This is a genomic window from Duncaniella muricolitica (genome assembly GCF_910574735.1).
GTDB classification, from domain to species: Bacteria; Bacteroidota; Bacteroidia; order Bacteroidales; family Muribaculaceae; genus Duncaniella; species Duncaniella muricolitica.
In genome coordinates, this window is record NZ_CAJTCF010000002.1 from 14216 (window position 1) to 32434 (window position 18219).

Genomic DNA, 18219 nt, shown 5'->3' on the forward strand with positions numbered 1-18219 from the left:
TCTTATCTTTGCATCCGCAAAACCCATCAAATTACAATTATGCTTAAGACAATACTTTCCATATCGGGCCGTCCCGGCCTGTACAAGCTCGTCAACCGCGGTAAAGGTATGCTCATCGTCGAGGAAATCTCCACCGGCAAGCGCACACCCGCTTATGCCCGCGACAAAGTGATCTCGCTCGGCGACATCTCCATCTACACCGAGGAAGGCGACACCCCTCTCGGACTCGTACTCGACACCGTAAAGGAGAAAAACGAAGGCAAGGCCGTCGACATCAAGGCTATCGGCAATGACGCCGACCTCCGCGAATATTTCGCCGAGATACTCCCCGAGTATGACCGCGAGCGCGTCTACACCACCGACATCAAGAAACTCCTGTCGTGGTACAACCTCCTTATCGCAGCCGGCATCACCGACTTCAAGCCGGCCGAAGAGGCTTCTGAAGAAGCTTCTGAAGAAGCCTGAGTTTAAGAGAAGTTGAGAGTTTAAGAGTTTAAAAAGTTTAACCTCCCACACGTGAAGAAATCACGCACATTCAGCGAGCAGGACAGTGTCGTAGACCTCATCAACGAGGACTACGACATACTGCCCGTGCTCAGCCGTTTTTCGCTCCCGCTCGGATTCGGCTCCAAGACAATAGGCGAACTGTGCGCGCAGTCAGGCATCAACGTACAGGTATTTCTGCTTATAGTCAATTTTCTGCTGTCGGGTCATATCGACACCTCGCGTCTCTCGGCCGTCTCGGCCCGCGAAGTGGCCAGCTTTCTGCACAATTCCCACGACTACTATCTGCAATATAAATATCCTCACATCCGGGCCAATCTGCTCACCGCGCTCGACCCGGCGCATGCCGACATCAACCCGATAATAGTCAAATATTTCGACGACTATATCCACGAAGTGGAGGCCCACTTCAGATATGAGGAGCAAAAGGTGTTTCCCTACGTCGAGTCACTCTCCGAGGGCAATTACAGCGGGGCTTACAACATCGGCATGTTCACTCGCCGCCATGACCATGAGGTGGAGGGAAAACTCGCCGAACTGAAAAACATCATCCTTCGCTACTATTCCACATCAGTCCCCTACAGGATGTATGACGTGCTTGTCGACCTCTACAACTGCGAGGACGACCTCAAGCAGCACGCGCAGGTCGAGGACAATATACTGGTGCCGCTGATAAGCGAGCTCGAAAGCCGCCTGCGTAAATAACCAACCTTTATTTAGTCTTGTAAGTCATGCGAGTTCACAAAGTCGGATTACTGCTCAGTTCGCCCCTGCTCACAGCCGGGCTGCACGACACGCTGCTCCGAGCGCATGGACTGAATATTATAGACATCACCGAGCGCACCAGTCCCGAGTCATACACACAGCGCGTGTCGGCTGAATCGCCGTCACTGATGATAGTCGACCCCTTCACCGCCCACTATTGCCCGGTCGATGTGCCGTCGATGCTGCTCACCACGTGTCAGGTGCCCGACAATGTGCGCGACGGCCATGTGGCCATAGCCTCGATATATGACAGCACCGAGTCAATCGTGTCAAAGATACGCACCTTTGTCAATCCCTCCGCTACGGGGGGCGACCAGCGCGGCAGCGACCTGTCACCCCGCGAGCGCGACGTGATAATGCACATAGTCAAAGGATTGTCCAACAAAGAGATTGCCGCCCAGATGAATGTCTCGGTCAACACTGTGATGACCCATCGCCGCAACATCGCCTCAAAGCTCGAGATTCACTCGCCGGCCGGTCTGACAATTTTCGCAATCGCCACCGGCATGGTCAAAATCGACGAAGTGGCCATCTGACACCCCTCCCTTATAATAATTATCACATCATCCCCGGATAAAACGCGTCAGGTATATGCTCGAGCGTATATCCGTCGGGCGAACCTACTATAAATATCAGGTCAAAACGTGGGTCAAGCGGCTCACGGAGCGAACTCATATACATGTCGGCCGCCTGTATCATACGCTGACGCTTGCGCCTGTCAACAGCGTCACTCGGGTCGACATAGCCCGAACTGCGCGTCTTTACCTCGACAAAACACAGGTAATTGTCCTTGCGTGCAAGAAAATCGACCTCTATCCTGCCTATGCGTATGTTCACGCCGTCGATGCCATAGCCCTGTGACAGAAGATAGTCACGGGCCACGGCCTCGCCCCAGCGTCCAAGCTCGTTATGCTCCGACATCAGGGGTAACAGCGTTATTCGTCATAATCATAATCGTCCTCGTCGAGCATACGGTAGCCGTAATCCTCGCCCTCAAAGTCCTCGTCATACACATCGTCGTCATCCTCGGGCATGGCGGGAACGTTCTCGAAGATAAACTCGTCCTCCTCGCGCACACGGTGGTGGCCGTCAAGCGGACGATGCGTGATGGGACTGACCTCGATGCGGTTGCGCTCGTCAGTGATTTCACCCCACAGCATATCCTTGAGTTCGGTTATGCCCTGGCCGGTCACAGCCGAGATAAACACGTGAGGGATGCCTTCGGGCAGATGGCCCTCCATCTCGGCACGCAACTCGTCGTCAAGCATATCGCTCTTGGATATGGCCAGCACACGAGGCTTGTCGGCAAGCTGGGGGTTGAATTTCTCCAGCTCGGAGGCAAGTATCTCATACTCCTTCTTTATATCGTCGGCATCGGCCGGCACCATAAAGAGCAGCACGGCGTTACGCTCGATGTGACGGAGAAATCTCAGACCGAGACCCTTGCCTTCACTGGCACCCTCGATGATGCCGGGGATGTCGGCCATGACAAACGAGCGGTCACCGCGATATGACACGATGCCGAGCTGAGGCTCCATGGTCGTGAACGGATAGTCGGCAATCTTGGGGCGCGCGGCCGAGATAGACGAGAGCAGGGTCGACTTGCCGGCATTAGGAAAACCGACCAGACCGACATCGGCAAGGAGCTTAAGCTCCATAATGATACTCTTCTCGATGGCCGGCTCGCCGGGCTGGGCATAACGGGGGGTGCGGTTGGTGGCACTCTTGAAATGCCAGTTGCCAAGACCGCCGCGGCCGCCGCGCAGGAGCTTGATTTCCTCGCCGTCCTCGGTGACCTCGCAGAGAAACTCGCCGGTCTCTGCATCAAAAACCACAGTCCCGCAGGGCACTTCTACAACTACATCCTCGCCGTCCTTGCCAAACGAGCGTCCGCCTGAGCCTGACTGTCCGTTGCCTGCAAAGATGTGACGGCGATAGCGCAGTGGGAGGAGTGTCCACATATGTGAGTTGCCACGAAGTATGATGTGGCCTCCGCGGCCCCCGTCACCACCGTCCGGGCCACCCTTGGGCACATACTTGGCGCGGTGGAAGTGTCGCGAACCGGCTCCGCCCTTTCCCGAGCGGCAAAGCACTTTTACGTAGTCTATGAAATTGGAATCAGCCATCTTGTTGAGCTTAAAAATTTTTACTAATAATGATTAACGTAGCGCATCAGTTCACGGGCATGGGCATAGTCGGCGGGCGAACCTATGTCAATCCATGTGCCGTTGATGGGGAAATAAGAGACCTTACAGCCCGACTCCAGAGCCCGGTCTATCAGGTCGGTGGCATCAGTGCGCCCGTCGGCCGGCAATGAGCGCAGCAGACGGTTGGATATAATGTATATTCCCGCGTTGGCATAGTAGGAATATGACGGTTTCTCTTCGAGCGAAGTCACACGGTTGCCGTCGGTGGCAAGTATGGCATAGGGCACCGACACATTGTATGACACGGCTGCAATCGTGATATCGGCCTTCTCGGCCATATGGTGAAGATACATCTCCTCAAACGATACGGTGGTCAGAAGGTCGGAGTTCATCACAATGGTCTCGCCCACCTCCGGCACATCACACAGGGCCGCGGCCCCGATGGTGCCCATCGCCATAGGCTCGCGCACACATTTCACCTGCACGCCCTCGACCGGAGCGGCGAAATGCTCCTCTATCTGCCCGGCAAGATAATTGACTGTCACCGTGATGTCCGACACACCCACCGCGGCCAGAGCACGGATGTTATGGTCGATGACGGGACGGTCGCCGAGCGGCAGCAGCGGCTTGGGTGTGGTGAGCGTGAGCGGACGCAGACGTTCGCCCTTGCCTCCGGCCATGAGAATAGCACTCACGGGGAGTATCGAGCGCGTCACCGACGTGTCGATTATCCTGACCACGCGCCCCGCGGCATCAAGCACAGGGATGAGCTGAAGGCCGCGCCGGCGCATTTCGCGCAGCCGGCCCACCGACTCCTCCCCCTCGCGCAGCGCACTGTAACCGACATGCATTGCCTGTCGGACAGGAGCGTCGAGACCTACACCGCCAAGCAACGCCCGGCGCACATCGCCATCTGTGAGTGTGCCGCACATGTGCATGTCGCCGTCGGTCACGAGTAGTGTCATCCGGCCGCCCGACAGACTGTTGAGCTTGCCGAGAGCCTCGATGAGTGTGGAGTCACGTGAGATTAAATGCTTGTCCATAGTGTGTAATATCAGTCATTGGAGAGTTGGTTCATGACCTGCTCAAGCACCATCCAGTCGAGCGGCGTGTCAAGGTCGAGCGAACGGCTGCGTGGCATCTCGTAAGGTATGCGGCGGCCAAACCGTCCAAGCTCCATGGCGCGTATCGACGCTGGATTGATTACATAGACCGAGCCGTTGTATTGCCATGCGCGCGGAGCATCTTGCCTGCGGGTAATGAGTCCGTCACCCTTGCTCACACGGAGACATCCGTCCCCGGCGGTCTCGAAGCAGTCATAGTAAGGATTGCACGCTGCCTCTGTGACACTCACCACCATGTCAATATCGGGCGAATAGAGAGCCAGACACGCCTCCACATCACCGACGGTGCGCAGGGGCGAGGTGGGCTGCAACAATACTATCCGGTCATACACGATGCCCGTGCGGTCGGCATAATCCATGACATCGAGTATCACCTCGCGCGACCCCACATTGTCGGCCCCCAGGGCTGCGGGACGGCGATAGGCTACCTCCAGCCCCTCGCTCTCGACGACAGCGCGGATGGCGTCATCGTCGGTCGACACTATCACATGGCTGTCGGGCGCGAGCTGTCGGGCCACCTCGATGGAATAGTGGATGAGCGGATGTCCGGCTATCATCTTGATATTCTTGCCGGGTATGCCTTTGCTGCCTCCACGGGCAGGTATTATGTATAATGTGGAGCAGGAGGTGGTGGTCATCATCTCAGGTCATAAAATTTTTTGGTACGCATCAGCTCCACAGGAGTCTCGGCTATGGCCTTGACTGAGAGAGCGAGAGTGTCGGGACGCACATAGGGATTTTGCGCTGCACGTGCACGCGCCTGTCCCTCGTCCGACAGGGCTTCGGCGATGGCCATGGCTATGTCATCGGCCGAGTCACCGCAATGTATCACACTGTCGGAGCATAGCCGTCCGCGCTGTCTGATGCCTATGTCGACGGTTGGTATGCCCATCGACGGCACTTCTATAATGCCGCTCGACGAGTTGCCCACCACCGCGCTGACACAGCGCAACGCCGAGAGATAGCGTAGCTTGCCGAGCGAGGGGATGACCCTCACACGGTCGGGATTGCTCAAGGCGTAACTCTCTATCATGTCGATTATCACACGGCCCTGCGCGTCATTGTTGGGATAAGTGATGAGCACATGCGAGTCGGGAAACCGGTCGAGTGCTTCCAGCAAGGCACGGCAACGTGACTCGGTGTCGCAACTGTCGAGCGTGGCCGGATGATAGGTCACGAGCAACGACCCGTGAGGCAGACTGAAACCGATAGATTCCTCCAGCCGGTCGCGCGGCATCAACGGTTCGTTGAGCAGATTCCACACCCCAATCGAACCTGTGTTTATGACCCGCCCGGGCTCCTCGCCCATTGCGATGACGCGGCGGCGGTAGGGCTCGGTGGAAGTGAGGTGCAGACTTGCCATCTTGGTAATGGCATGGCGTATGGAGTCGTCAATGGCCCCTTCGGAAATCTCGCCTCCGGCTATATGCACTATCGGGATGCGCATCATCATGGCGGCGGTGGCGGTGGCAAGCATCTCGAAACGGTCGCCGAGTATCACGACAACATCGGGCTTCAATTCGCCAAACGCACGGGCCATGCCTGACATACACGCCCCCATGGCATCGACAGTGCCCGCAGGAGTGTCGCCCGTATCGGGCATCGCGACACTCACCACATCGTCAAAGCCATCGGCCTTGATTTCATTTATGGTCATGCCATAGCGTTGCTGCAGGTGCATGTTGGTAGCCAGCACCGTGACACGGCAGTCGGGCCGATCACGGAGCGCGACGGCAATGCCGCTGAGCAGACCCCAGTCGGCACGCGTACCTGTGGCTATGGCTATATTTCTCATGTTTTTCACACCGTTCGAGCAGGCTCGGCGGGAAGATATTTTTTTGTTAGAGGGTGTTTATCTCGATGGCTCAATATTCGCGTTCGCCAAAAATAGTTGTGCCCACGCGTATCATGTCGGCACCTTCGCTTACGGCTATAGGCCAGTCATGGCTCATGCCCATGCTCACAACAGTGAACGAATCGCATCGGCTCATCACACCCTTTTTCAATGTGTCAAACGTGTGACGTATCAGTCTGAAATCCTCGCGTATACGCTCCTCATCGTCCACATTGGAAGCCATGCCCATGACTCCGGCAATCTCCACATGCGACATCTCGGCGACAAGCTCAGGAGTCACAAGGTCAATAAGCTCGTCGGGCGCGAAGCCATACTTGGTCTCTTCGCGGGCCACATGCACCTGCAGAAGCACAGCCACACGGCGGTCTATGCGGGCGGCCTCACTGTTGATCAGCGACAGCAGACGGGCTGAGTCGACACTGTGGATAAGCGACACATGAGGAAGTATCTGGCGCACCTTGTTGGTCTGAAGATGTCCGATAAAATGCCACCGCACATCGGCCGGCATCACCTTGGCCTTGTCACACAGCTCGTTGGCCCGGCTTTCGCCAAACACTCGCTGACCTGTCTCATATGCCTCGAGCAGAGCCTCGACAGGATGAAACTTTGACACAGCCACGAGTTCGACTCCCGAAGGAACCGACTCGCGGAGCTGACGCAGATTTTCACTTACGCCCATGTCACGGCCTCTTATTCTCCGTCCTTTGAACCCTTGCCGCTGAGATCAGCCTCATAGACGTCCATGATGGGAGTCTCCTGGATGGTGTTGATCTCAAAGTCGGCCATTGTGCCGCTCATGCCTTCCATGAAGTTGTCATAAGCCTCCTTGAACGAGTCGGCGGCCACGAGAAACTGTGTGATCGATTTCTTCTCCACAGCGGTCTTCTCGTCGAGAGTGATGAAAGCCGCCTTGACAAGATACCACTTGTCGCCGGTCTTCTGACGGAATATCTCGGAAATCTTGGAAATCTTCACAGCCGACACATTATATTCGGATGTGAAATGCGCTATCTCCTCCGAGATGCGGGCCTCAGCCTCGGTAAACGACAGCGCGTCCACCATATATGCTTCAGTGACTTTCTTGATGGCTCCGTTCTCCATTGTCTTGTCATAACGGACCTTAGTCTCAAACCAAATTGCCATTGTAATGTATATTGTTACGAGTGATTAAAAAACAAAAATCGAGCTACAAAATTACGCAAAAAATCTCATCCAAATTCCAGATGCCTGTGTTTTTTTATTTTCCATGCCTTATTATACAATTTTCACACTTGCCGTGACGTTACAATAAGGTATAAATGTATCAATCCATTACCGTCACAAGAGATGCGAGTACTCATTGTCAATAAATTTTTCTATCCGCGCGGCGGTGACTGCGTGGTGGCCATGGGCACACGTGAACTGTTAATCGAAGCGGGCCACACGGTACAGGTCTTCGCGATGCATCATCCACTCAACATCAGTCTGCCTGAAAGCGGCTCGTTTGCATCACAGATCGACTTTTCAGGCTCACTCTCTCAGAAAGTAAAGGCCTTCGGACGTCTTGTAGGATTGGGCGACATCTCCGTCGCGTTTCGTAAAGTCCTGCTCGACTTCAAGCCCGATGTGATACATGTCCACAACATCCACTCCTACCTCTCCCCTGTAATATGCCGGATAGCCCATGACAGCGGCATCCCCGTGGTGTGGACTCTGCACGACTTCAAACTCGTCTGCCCGGCCTATACTTTCCGCAAAGGCAACGGCGAGATATGCGACTATGCAGCCACCGGCAAATGCAGCCCCGTAAGAAACAGATGTCTCAAAAACAGTCTGACGGCATCCGCCATGGCTGCGGTAGAAAAACTCCGGTGGTCTATGCCGAGGCTCAACCGCATGACCGACGCATACATAGCTCCCTCACACTTCATGAGCGAAATGATGATGCTCGGTGGAGCCGACAAAGACAAGATGAACGTGATATACAACTTTGTCGACCCCGCCAAACTACGCATTCTCGCTCGCAGTGACTCGCGAAGCGGCGGCGGTGGTGACGACAACCGATATTTTGCCTACACCGGGCGTCTGTCATTCGAGAAAGGCGTCGCCACACTGATACAGGCCGCAATACAGTCGGGCGTAAACCTGCGCATAGCCGGTGACGGACCGATGCGCGCCCAGTTGGAGGCAATGGCCGCCGGTCATAAAGGCATCACATTTCTCGGCCGGCTCGACGCCGAGGCTGTCGCGGCCCTGCAACGTGACGCCGACGCCTGTGTCTGTCCGTCGGAATGGTTTGAGAACAATCCGCTCGCTGTCATCGAGAGTCTTTGTGCCGGCACCCCCGTCATAGGAGCCGACATCGGCGGCATCCCCGAACTTATTACTCCCGGAGTAAACGGATTTCTCTACAAATCGGGTGACACAAATGCTCTCGCCCGAATATTGAATGACTTCTCACCCTCATCATTCGACAAGTGTTCAATAGCCCGCGACGCGACTGAAAAATTCTCCACACGCACACACCTCGACCGAATTCTGAATATATATCAATCCTGCATACGCTAAACTCACCCCGATTATATGAAAATCGCATTTGTGTCCACACGCGGCATCCCCAACAACTACGGCGGTTTTGAACAGTTTGCCGAATACATCTCGGTCGGGCTTGCCCGCAGAGGACATGATGTCACCGTATATTCTCCGCATTTTCATCCCTATAAAGAGAGCGAATACAAAGGTGTCAGGATTAAACACATCCATTCACCCGAGCAATGGATGGGCAGCAGCATCGGCTCGTTTTTCTATGATTTCAAGTGTCTGAAAGACGCCTTGCAAGAAGGGGATTACGATATAATATACGAAGCGGGCTACACATCCATTATCCCGGCCTACATATGGTTTGACATCAAAAAACGCAAGGATGTAATAGTCACTACCAATATGGACGGGCTTGAATACAAACGCACCAAATTTAACCCTCTGGTGCGACGGTTTGTGGAATGGGAGGAAAAAATGGCAGTGAAACACTCTCATTATCTCGTGTCAGACAACACGGGCATAGCCGACTATTTCATGCAGAAATATGGCAAGCCGTCAAAATATCTTGCCTACGGGGCTGACATACACGACAACTATAATCCCGACATTCCGGCCGAATATGGTCTGACAGCCGACGGCTATTACCTGATCATAGCCCGTATGGAGCCCGAAAACAATATCGAGATGGCCATACAGGGCTATCTCGCCTCAAAGCACAAAGGCATCTGTCCGCTCGTGCTTGTCGGAAAGACCAACACACCGTTTGCTAAAAAGCTGATAAAAAAATACGGCTCGGAAAGCGGCATACGATTTATCGGCGGGATATACGACTTCAAGAAAATCAACTCGATACGCCGATACTCTCGCGCCTATTTTCACGGCCATTCGGTCGGAGGCACAAATCCGTCGCTGCTCGAAGCCATGGCAAGCGAGGTGATGCTCCTGGCCCACGACAACATATTCAACCGCGCGGTGGCAGGCGACAATGCGATATATTACCGCGACAGCCATGATGTCACCGAGATACTTGACAACATCGACAACTCAATCTCCGACATGAAATCACGCATTGTCGAGGCCAACCTCACCACCATACGCGAGCGGTATTCATGGCAACATCTCGTTGACCTGCACGAAGACTATTTCAAATGGCTGATAGCTGACAACCGAAAGCATGCCACCAATGGGAATTAGCGTTTTTTTGACGTTAATGAAAGGCAACTTTTGGAAAAGAGGAAAAAATACGCTAACTTTGCGGTGTTTTCATAACACCGACACGGATGCTCGAATGGTGGAATGGTAGACACGAAGGACTTAAAATCCTTTGGTCATTGCGACCGTGCGGGTTCGAGTCCCGCTTCGAGCACTAAATTCAATCCCCGCCGGCCTCTTGTTTTCGAGGGGTAAGCGGGGATTTTTTCAGAAAATACACGTGCATACCAATCTCCGACATCATATCGCGCTCGCAGCTATGACGGCACTGCTGTTATTACTGCCGTCCATATCTGCCACCGCCACGACATCATCGCTGCTATCGGCCGGGCGATGGGTCAAGGTGCACACCGACACCACATCGGTCTACCGTCTGCCCCACTCCCTGCTGCGTGAATGGGGATTTGACAATCCCGACAACATAGTCATAGCCGGCTATGGCAGCGTGGAGCGCGCCCATTCGCTCGACACCGCTCCCGACGATCTGCCCGTGCTCCCTGTGTATCGCGACGACGACGCCATATACTTCTATGCCGAGGGCGACACGCGCCTTACTCTCAACACCATTCCCGGGGGCGGATACACCCCTTTTGACGCCCATTACAACTATTACTCCAAAGGCTCATATTATTTCATAGGCCAACGGGCCGGCTTTTCGTCGCCCGACATGGAGACATCCGACATAACCCCTGCCGACGACTCCACGGCTGTCACAACTCACTACGCGCTCAGCCATCACGTGTATCGCGAGAACCATCCGTCGACCCACGGCCTGCTCTCCTATTCACACAACATCGGAGCCGCCTCGCCGCGCACCATCGGTTTTGACATACCCGGCCAGTGCGGCAATGGCTTCCTGTATTACTCCTATATATGGTGGCACGACAACGCCACTCCCCAATCTGTGGGAGTAAACTTTTCCGACGCGGTAAGCTCGACAAGCGGCACTCCCGACAGACTCACGCGCAACAGCACCATACTCCACCGCCTCTACACTCATAAGGAACAGTCGCGCGTCAATCTCAGCTTTGCCGGGGAGGCCGACAGGTTTTCGGTAACATTCAGCAACCCCTCCGACCTCTTCGGAGTATTTGCCCTCTCCAACCACACGTTTATCTATGAGCGTGCCAGTCACACCTCGGCCGAGCCTTACACGCTTCACATCCCCAACGCCTCGGCCGGCCGGCCGATAACCCTGCGGGGAATCCTGCCCGGACTCGTGGCATGGGATGTCACGCAGCCGCGCTCACCCCGCAATCTCAAAGTACACAGCAGCGAAAACGGTGTCACCACCCTATGCACGGCCACCTCGTCTCCATCGCTCAGTATACACACATTTCTCCCCTCTGCCCACATCCCTGTGCCGGAATATTGCGGGATGACAGCCACACAGGACCTCACGCCGGCCTACGGAGCCGACATGCTGATTGTCACCACCGAAGCCACTTATGACGCCGCACTCCGCCTGGCCGCCGCCCACGAGCAGTGGCAGGGCATGAAGGTAAGCGTAGTCCGACAGAGTGAAATATTCAACCAATATTCGTCGGGCACGCTCCACCCCAACGGACTGCGTCACTTCGTGCGTCGGCTCGCCGCTGATACCGGACGGCCGCTGCGCTATCTGCTGCTTTTCGGCCAAGGCTCACGTGACACACGTGCCGACTTTGACATCTCCGGCACGGAATACATGGTCACCTATGGCACCGAAAGCACCTCCGAGCAGTGTGACGAGACCAAATTTTACTGTTCCGACCTATACTTCGGCACCTTGGCCGACCACATCGCTCCCTCGCTCGCATCCATGCGTGCGGATGCAAGCGTCAGTGTCGGACGCGTGCCGTCGGCCGACAGTGTCTCGGCCGAAGCCTATGTGGACAAATGCATCACCTACCTGTCGTCACCCGTCAAGGCGGGCCACTACAATCACGCCATTATCTCGGGAGGCATAGGCGACGCGAGCCAGCACCTCATGGCCTCGGAAAACATCGGCTCGCTCATAAGCAGCCACACCGCATCGCCCACTCTCAACCGCGCCCACCTCTCGCTCTTCACTCTCAGCAATCCTCAGCTCAAGGAGTCGAAGCAGCTCCACTCCTACCTCACATCGCGTTTCGGGGGAGACTCCCGCCTGTTCAGCTACACAGGCCACAGCTCGCGCGACCATATCTCGCACTATTCCCACACCATGAACCGTGAAAAGACCATGGCCTACGGCTCCCTGCCGGTGGTCTACATGTCGTCGTGCAGCACCACTCCAATCGACATCACCGACAACAGTCTCGGCTCCACGATGATACTCCACAACCCGGGACCGATAGCCGTGATAGGGGCCGGCGACGAGGTGTATCTCAACTATAACATCACGCTCAACAACCGGTTTATCGACCTCTTCTATACATCCGAGGGGGGCGAATGTCTGGGCGACGTGTTCCGCCTCGCGGTCAACAGCACCAAGTCCTCTGTCTCGCAGTTTACCAACAATCTGTGCTACAACTTTCTCGGCGACCCGGCCCTACCCCGCTATCTGCCAGAGGCCACAGTCAATGTCACCTCCATAGACGGGACTCCCCTTACGTCCGAAAATGAAAAAATATCGGTGGCCGCACTGTCAAAGACTCGCTTCTCAGGCAACGTCACCCGCCCCGACGGCTCGGTCGACACCTCGTTCTCGGGCAAACTGTATGTCGACATCTACGCCACCCCCTACATACGAAGCACCCTCAAGCACGACAACAAGGACCTGTCAAAAGAGCTGACTGTCGACGATGATCTCATATACACGTCGGTGGTCAATGTCACCGACGGCTTGTGGAGTTCCGACCTTACTCTGCCGGCCGTATCGGCCACCGGCACCAACCGTATGACTCTCAACGCTATCTCCGACTCACACGTCATCGCCTCGGGCGGATTTGACCGCCTTTCGGTCACCGATCCCGCCGATGATGCCGGCCGCGACACCGATGTAACTCCTCCGGCCATAAACCTGTGGCTCGATTCGCCGGGCACGGCCGACGGAGCCGTGGTGTCGTCATCACCTATATTATATATCGAGATTTCCGACAGCGGGTCGGGCTTAAGTCTCAACAACTCATCTGTCGGCTTGATGCCTGTAGTCGCGCTTGACGGCTCAAGCCTTCCGGCGGCCGCCGGAATCATACACCCTGAGGAGGAGGGTGTGGCACGCGGAGCCTGTCAGCTCGACAACCTCAACGACGGCCCCCACACCATCACCTTACGCGCGCGTGACATCGCCGGCAACTCGGCTTCGGAGACCATCAGCTTTACAGTCGTGACCGTCGACCACACCGCCACGCTCACACCGTCGTCCTCCCTGGTGCGCGATGACGTCACCTTCACGCTGTCACATTCGCTCCCCTTAACTCCACGCTCCGAGCGGCTCGTGATACGCGACATGGAGGGTAACACCGTGCTCTCGACCGACTCCGCACCGTTTCCATTCACCTGGGACCTCACCGCCTCCGACGGACTCGCAGTGCCTGACGGCACTTATCGAGCCTCGGTGATAATCGATGCCCACCCCTTCTACACAGCTACTCCCGAAACATTATTTACAATAGTGAAAAAACAATGACCAAAGAAAATCTCCGCATAGTGTTTCTCGGCACACCTGATTTTGCCGTAGAAAGCCTTGAGGCAATCCTCGCCAACGGTTATAACGTGGTGGGGGTCGTGACAATGCCCGACAAACCTGCCGGACGTGGCCACAAGATGTATCAGTCGCCGGTCAAACTCTGTGCCATGAGCCATGGCATCGAGGTGTTACAGCCCGTCAGGCTTAAAGACCCCGAGTTTGTCGACCGTCTGCGTGCTCTTGAGGCCGACCTGTTTATCGTCATAGCCTTCCGCATGCTCCCCGAAGTGGTGTGGACTATGCCGCGCCTGGGCACATTCAACCTCCACGCTTCTCTGCTGCCGCGCTACCGCGGTGCCGCGCCTATCAATCGCGCCGTGATGAACGGCGACACCGAGACGGGCGTCACGACATTCTTCCTGAAACACGAAATCGACACCGGCGACATTATCTCGCAGGAACGGGTGGAGATACTCCCCACCGACAACGTCGGCGATGTGCATGACCGCCTGATGCATCTCGGCGCGAAGCTCACCGTCAAGACCATCGACGACATCATTGCCGGCACGCTACGACCCATTCCGCAAGACCAGCTCATCGGCGACACCGAACCCACTCCGGCACCAAAAATTTTCAAAGAGGACTGCGAGATATGCTGGAACTCTCCGGCCGAGACAATCCACAATCATGTGCGCGGACTCTCGCCCTATCCCGCCGCGTGGTCTACACTCATATCGGATGATACAGAGCAAGGTGCCGTCAAGATATTCGAGACCGCGATTCTTCACGACATGGCTCCGCTCGCTCCCGGCGAAATAGCCATTCAGGGCGACACGCTCATCGTAGGCACCGCCACTGCTCCCGTAAGCATACTTTCGCTCCAGGCTCCCGGCAAACGTCGTGTCACCACGGCCGAATATCTCCGCGGCGCACGCCTCGTCACTCCGAGATTCAAAGTATAATATCCAGGCACCGGGGGGATACAAAAGGACAAAAGTCTCAAAAGAAACAGAAGTTTTTTATTTTACAGGCTATAAGATTTTCAGCCATGAAAAAATAAAAAACTTCTGTTTCTTTTGAGACTTTTGTCCTTTTGTATCTCCCCTGATTAGGGATTTAGAATATCTTCACGAGCTTGGATGAATAGTTGACCAAAGCCGTCTTGAGAGCTGAGATGACATCATAGTTCGTATCCTCGGTGGCATTGTCGAATGTCCACTGGAAATCACCCTTGTTGAGACGTCCGGCTCCGTAGAATCCCATCACGGTTGCAGGCACTTCGGCAGCAGGCTGTGCAGTGTAGGTGTGCATGAGTGACGGATTGGTGTCAAAGTTGCTGTAGGATGTACTACCAAACTTGGTCACATATGATGCCGGCACCTGCTCGTCGCGCGACGATGCTTCGTAGCAGTCAAAATCGTCGGCCGAGGCGGTGTGGGTGATGACAGTGTAATTGCTCGAAGCACCCTTTTCGGCATACAGGTTGCCAAAACTCTTTATCATGCCGCCATCCTCGCCCGAGAATGTGCCGTCACCCTTACCATCAGTACCCTGCCTGGATATCATCATAGGGTCTTTGGTGTGACGATAGAAATTGCTTTCCACAAATATGCTTGACCCCATGGTGGCTCCTACGCCATATTTGGCCACACCGTCATAATAGTTGTTCCATACATGTGTGGTGATGGTGCGCACGCGAGGATGACGCGAGTCGCTGTGGTCAAACCAGTTGTGATGATAATCGGCATAGTCCTCGGTCAACTCGCTCTTCATGCCGCAAAGTGATGTCTTGCCATTGTCCCAGAAATGGTTGTAGGCCACAGTTATGTAGCGTGTATTGCCTTTGATGTCTACAGTGCCGTCACCCTTGGCCTGGTCGGAGTCACCGCCTATGCTGCCGTAGAAAAAGTCCATGTGATGCACCCAGCAGTGAGCATTTTTGGTGTCAAACGACAAGGCGTCGTCCATACAGCACATATTGGCAAAGTTGCGCATCTCGACTGACGAGCAGTTGCGTATCAGGAATCCGAATCCCCATGTAGTGGCGTCGTCACCGATGCCCTCGATGGTGACATTGACAGGGGCATAAGCGTTTTTACCCTTTATCTGGAGACCTTCGGCTGAACTGGAGAATGAATCCATATCGGTATCCTTGATTGTGCCGACTATACGCACACATATGGGCTCCTTGGCGGTGCCTTTCTGCAAAGCATCCATAATGGCCTGCAGGCCTGTAAATTCCTTATAGGCCTTGTCATGAAACACCTTGCATGTCACGGTCTTGGCTGTCTCGGCTGTGACATAAATCACAGTGGCGTTATCCTTTAGCTCGCCGTTCTCCTTGTACGCACCGATACCCGATCCGTCATAGGGAGCTGTACCTGTGTTGCGCAGGAACGCAAATCCCGAGCGGTCGTGGGCCTTGACACTCATGCCTGTGGCTTCGGAGGCCGAAGCGGTGTCCTCGGTGCCGTCAATCACAGGCACTACCTTGAGGGCATAGACATTTGCGGGCAGTCCCACCATGTCGGCACGTCCATAGGAGCCGTAGTCGCGTACGAGTTCGCGGTCGATGCGTGTATAATCGGCATATTTGCCACCCTTGACATACACATTATATGATGTGGCACCCTCAAACGGGGTCCATTTCACATACGCGCTCTCGAGCCAGCCTTTGGCCTCGGTGATGTTGACACCGCGGTTGACTATCTCACCCTCCGAACCTGTAGGAATCCCCTTGGTGAAGGATATGGTGCTGACGTTTTTGAGATATTCGTCGGTCCAGTCGGCAGCCTTGGGGGTCACCGTCACTTTGCCGACAGTCTTGTCGAGGTCTACGCTCTCAAGCTCGGCTGTATTGTAATATTTCACAGAATTGTCAGCGATAGTGAGCATCATCTGATTGGCCATCGGATTCATGGCCACCGCATGGTCGGGGACAGAGGGAGTAACGGGCTTCTCGGGTTCGGTGGTATTGCCTTCCACGACTATCGTATATATCGCCATACCACCGCCGGTGGTTATGGTTACAGGGCCTGTCGCAGTGACTTTACCGACATTGGTCTGCATATCGGTGGTCGCTTTGAAACCGCTGGTTACCGTAAGATTGCTCGCGCTGACAGTACGGGCCTCGCTTGAATTGGCGGTCTCGCATGTCACGGTAACTGTAGCTCCGGCCGAAAGGCTCGGGGTGGTAATCGAAAGTTTGCCTCCGTTAAGTCTTATCGACACATTTTGGTCTATGCGGACTTTATCAGACGATCCGGCGGTAAATTTAAGGCCCTTGGTCATCTCAAGTTCACTGCCATTGGCAATGAGGGCCTCGCTCGAAAGTTTATTTTTATTGGCCCAGCGCGTAATCTGACCGTTAAGCGACTGAGTCCAGTTGGATGCATCGGCCGCAAGATTAGCCGCATCGGTGTCAGGCATATTTCTGAAATCCCATGTCTGGGCATTTGCGCCAAATGTAATAATAGCGATGGCAGCGGTCAGAAGGCCGCGGAGCGAGAGTAAAGACTTCTTCATTTCACAAGCACTTTTTGACCGTTAACGATATATACTCCCGCTTTGAGTCCCTCGGGGGTGTCGGCCACACGCTGGCCTTTGAGGTTGTAGACCCCGCTCTTTTTCACAGGGTCGGCAATGATTTGGTCAATCGCCGTCTGCTCATCATGCGTAAGATTCACAGCCACTTCCGACATGTCGGCCGACAGGGTGGTGTCGTCAGAGAAATTAAGTATCACATTATCGCCGTCAAAAGTGATACGCACAAGCTCCCTTGTCTCAGGGGTGCCGCCGACGGTGGTGACAATCTTCGAGTCGGCCCACATGGCCACTGCGCCGCCCAACAATAGTGCGCACAATGACATTCTTAAGGTGTTATTCATGGTTATTGAAAGTAAAATAAGTATCAGATTATAAGGGAAATGTACGGACAGCATGAGCCACACGCCCGACTGTCCATACATATTTTGTTTTTTGCTCTGTCCGCAGACTCGGTGTTACTTCTTCTCCTTGAGCAGATCGCGTATCTCGGTGAGCAGCACCTCTTCCTTGGTGGGAGCGGGAGCAGGGGCCGGAGCCTCCTCCTTCTTGCGTTTGAGCTGATTGATGGCCTTGATGGCTACAAATATGCAGAAAGCCACGATAATGAAGTCGACGAGAGTCTGCACCCACGAGCCCCAGTTCATTGTGACCTCGGGCGTGAGCACCTCCTGTGTCTGACTGTCGACAACGGCCTTTTGTATCACCCACTTGTAGTCGGTGAAATTCATACCGCCGGTGACTACGCCCACGAGCGGCATTATGATGTCGTCGACAAGTGATGAAATTATCTTGCCGAAAGCGGCACCTATCACAACGCCGACAGCCATGTCTATGACATTGCCGCGCATTGCAAACTCTTTAAATTCCTTGAAAAATGACATTTTAATACTGATTAAGAGAGGGTGTTGAAAAAAACGAATTTGGGAACAAATTTAGATAATAACAGGCGATTTT

17 protein-coding genes and 1 tRNA gene are annotated in these 18219 nt (G+C 54.7%); 8 read left to right on the forward strand and 10 right to left on the reverse strand.

From position 1 onward, the window contains the following. The first annotated feature begins 39 nt into the window (after window positions 1-39). The 3 genes from QGT73_RS00510 to QGT73_RS00520 are packed head-to-tail and all read left to right on the forward strand — an operon-like array spanning window position 40 to window position 1805. A complete protein-coding gene (locus tag QGT73_RS00510; protein ID WP_280121005.1) occupies window positions 40-465 on the forward strand; it encodes a DUF5606 family protein in 426 nt (141 codons plus the stop codon). Window positions 466-516: 51 nt separating this feature from the next. Beyond that, window positions 517-1209: a hemerythrin domain-containing protein gene (locus tag QGT73_RS00515; protein ID WP_280121006.1), complete on the forward strand. Its 693-nt coding sequence runs from the start codon at window positions 517-519 to the stop codon at window positions 1207-1209. A gap of 26 nt (window positions 1210-1235) precedes the next feature. Beyond that, window positions 1236-1805 (forward strand): LuxR C-terminal-related transcriptional regulator, encoded by a 570-nt coding sequence (locus QGT73_RS00520; RefSeq protein ID WP_280121007.1) that lies wholly within the window; start codon window positions 1236-1238, stop codon window positions 1803-1805. 22 nt (window positions 1806-1827) lie between these two features. On the opposite strand, the gene QGT73_RS00525 is transcribed toward QGT73_RS00520, so the two are convergent. The 7 genes from QGT73_RS00525 to QGT73_RS00555 form a co-directional block, all read right to left on the reverse strand. Then, a complete protein-coding gene (locus QGT73_RS00525; protein WP_280121008.1) occupies window positions 1828-2190 on the reverse strand; it encodes a YraN family protein in 363 nt (120 codons plus the stop codon). Window positions 2191-2204: 14 nt separating this feature from the next. Beyond that, on the reverse strand, window positions 2205-3395 hold the full coding sequence (obgE, locus tag QGT73_RS00530; protein WP_280121009.1) for a GTPase ObgE: 1191 nt from the start codon (window positions 3393-3395) through the stop codon (window positions 2205-2207). Between the two features lie 23 nt (window positions 3396-3418). After that, entirely contained in the window at window positions 3419-4459 is a 1041-nt protein-coding gene (locus QGT73_RS00535; RefSeq protein ID WP_280121010.1) for a sugar phosphate nucleotidyltransferase, read from the reverse strand. Between the two features lie 11 nt (window positions 4460-4470). Further along, window positions 4471-5181, reverse strand: coding sequence for an acylneuraminate cytidylyltransferase family protein (locus tag QGT73_RS00540; RefSeq protein ID WP_280121011.1), 711 nt, complete (start codon window positions 5179-5181; stop codon window positions 4471-4473). Further along, window positions 5178-6335, reverse strand: coding sequence for a UDP-N-acetylglucosamine 2-epimerase (neuC, locus tag QGT73_RS00545; protein WP_280121012.1), 1158 nt, complete (start codon window positions 6333-6335; stop codon window positions 5178-5180). Before neuC ends, QGT73_RS00540 begins: the two co-directional genes overlap by 4 nt. A 70-nt stretch (window positions 6336-6405) precedes the next feature. Next, a complete protein-coding gene (locus QGT73_RS00550; RefSeq protein ID WP_280121013.1) occupies window positions 6406-7074 on the reverse strand; it encodes a YggS family pyridoxal phosphate-dependent enzyme in 669 nt (222 codons plus the stop codon). 11 nt (window positions 7075-7085) lie between these two features. After that, complete coding sequence (locus tag QGT73_RS00555; RefSeq protein WP_123618155.1) at window positions 7086-7544, reverse strand: DUF4494 domain-containing protein; 459 nt, start codon at window positions 7542-7544, stop codon at window positions 7086-7088. Between the two features lie 177 nt (window positions 7545-7721). On the opposite strand from QGT73_RS00555, the gene QGT73_RS00560 reads away from it, so the two are divergent. The 5 genes from QGT73_RS00560 (at window position 7722) to fmt (ending at window position 14681) form a co-directional block, all read left to right on the forward strand. Next, entirely contained in the window at window positions 7722-8942 is a 1221-nt protein-coding gene (locus QGT73_RS00560) for a glycosyltransferase family 4 protein (protein WP_280121014.1), read from the forward strand. A gap of 15 nt (window positions 8943-8957) precedes the next feature. After that, the gene (locus QGT73_RS00565; protein WP_280121015.1) at window positions 8958-10109 is read left to right on the forward strand and encodes a DUF1972 domain-containing protein; all 1152 of its coding nucleotides are present in this window, start codon (window positions 8958-8960) and stop codon (window positions 10107-10109) included. Window positions 10110-10197: 88 nt separating this feature from the next. Beyond that, window positions 10198-10281 (forward strand) — tRNA-Leu (locus tag QGT73_RS00570). Between the two features lie 66 nt (window positions 10282-10347). Continuing rightward, window positions 10348-13719, forward strand: a complete 3372-nt coding sequence (gene porU / locus QGT73_RS00575; protein WP_280121016.1) for a type IX secretion system sortase PorU — start codon at window positions 10348-10350, stop codon at window positions 13717-13719. After that, window positions 13716-14681 (forward strand): methionyl-tRNA formyltransferase, encoded by a 966-nt coding sequence (fmt, locus tag QGT73_RS00580; protein WP_280121017.1) that lies wholly within the window; start codon window positions 13716-13718, stop codon window positions 14679-14681. The genes porU and fmt overlap by 4 nt, the downstream gene beginning before the upstream one ends. A 154-nt stretch (window positions 14682-14835) precedes the next feature. Here fmt and QGT73_RS00585 read toward each other — a convergent pair whose 3' ends face one another. The 3 genes from QGT73_RS00585 to mscL form a co-directional block, all read right to left on the reverse strand. After that, window positions 14836-17244, reverse strand: coding sequence for a pectate lyase family protein (locus QGT73_RS00585; protein ID WP_280121018.1), 2409 nt, complete (start codon window positions 17242-17244; stop codon window positions 14836-14838). Beyond that, on the reverse strand, window positions 17241-17606 hold the full coding sequence (locus tag QGT73_RS00590) for a hypothetical protein (protein WP_280121019.1): 366 nt from the start codon (window positions 17604-17606) through the stop codon (window positions 17241-17243). Before QGT73_RS00590 ends, QGT73_RS00585 begins: the two co-directional genes overlap by 4 nt. Before the next feature lie 114 nt (window positions 17607-17720). Further along, complete coding sequence (gene mscL / locus QGT73_RS00595) at window positions 17721-18146, reverse strand: large-conductance mechanosensitive channel protein MscL (RefSeq protein WP_280121020.1); 426 nt, start codon at window positions 18144-18146, stop codon at window positions 17721-17723. Window positions 18147-18219: the final 73 nt, after the last annotated feature.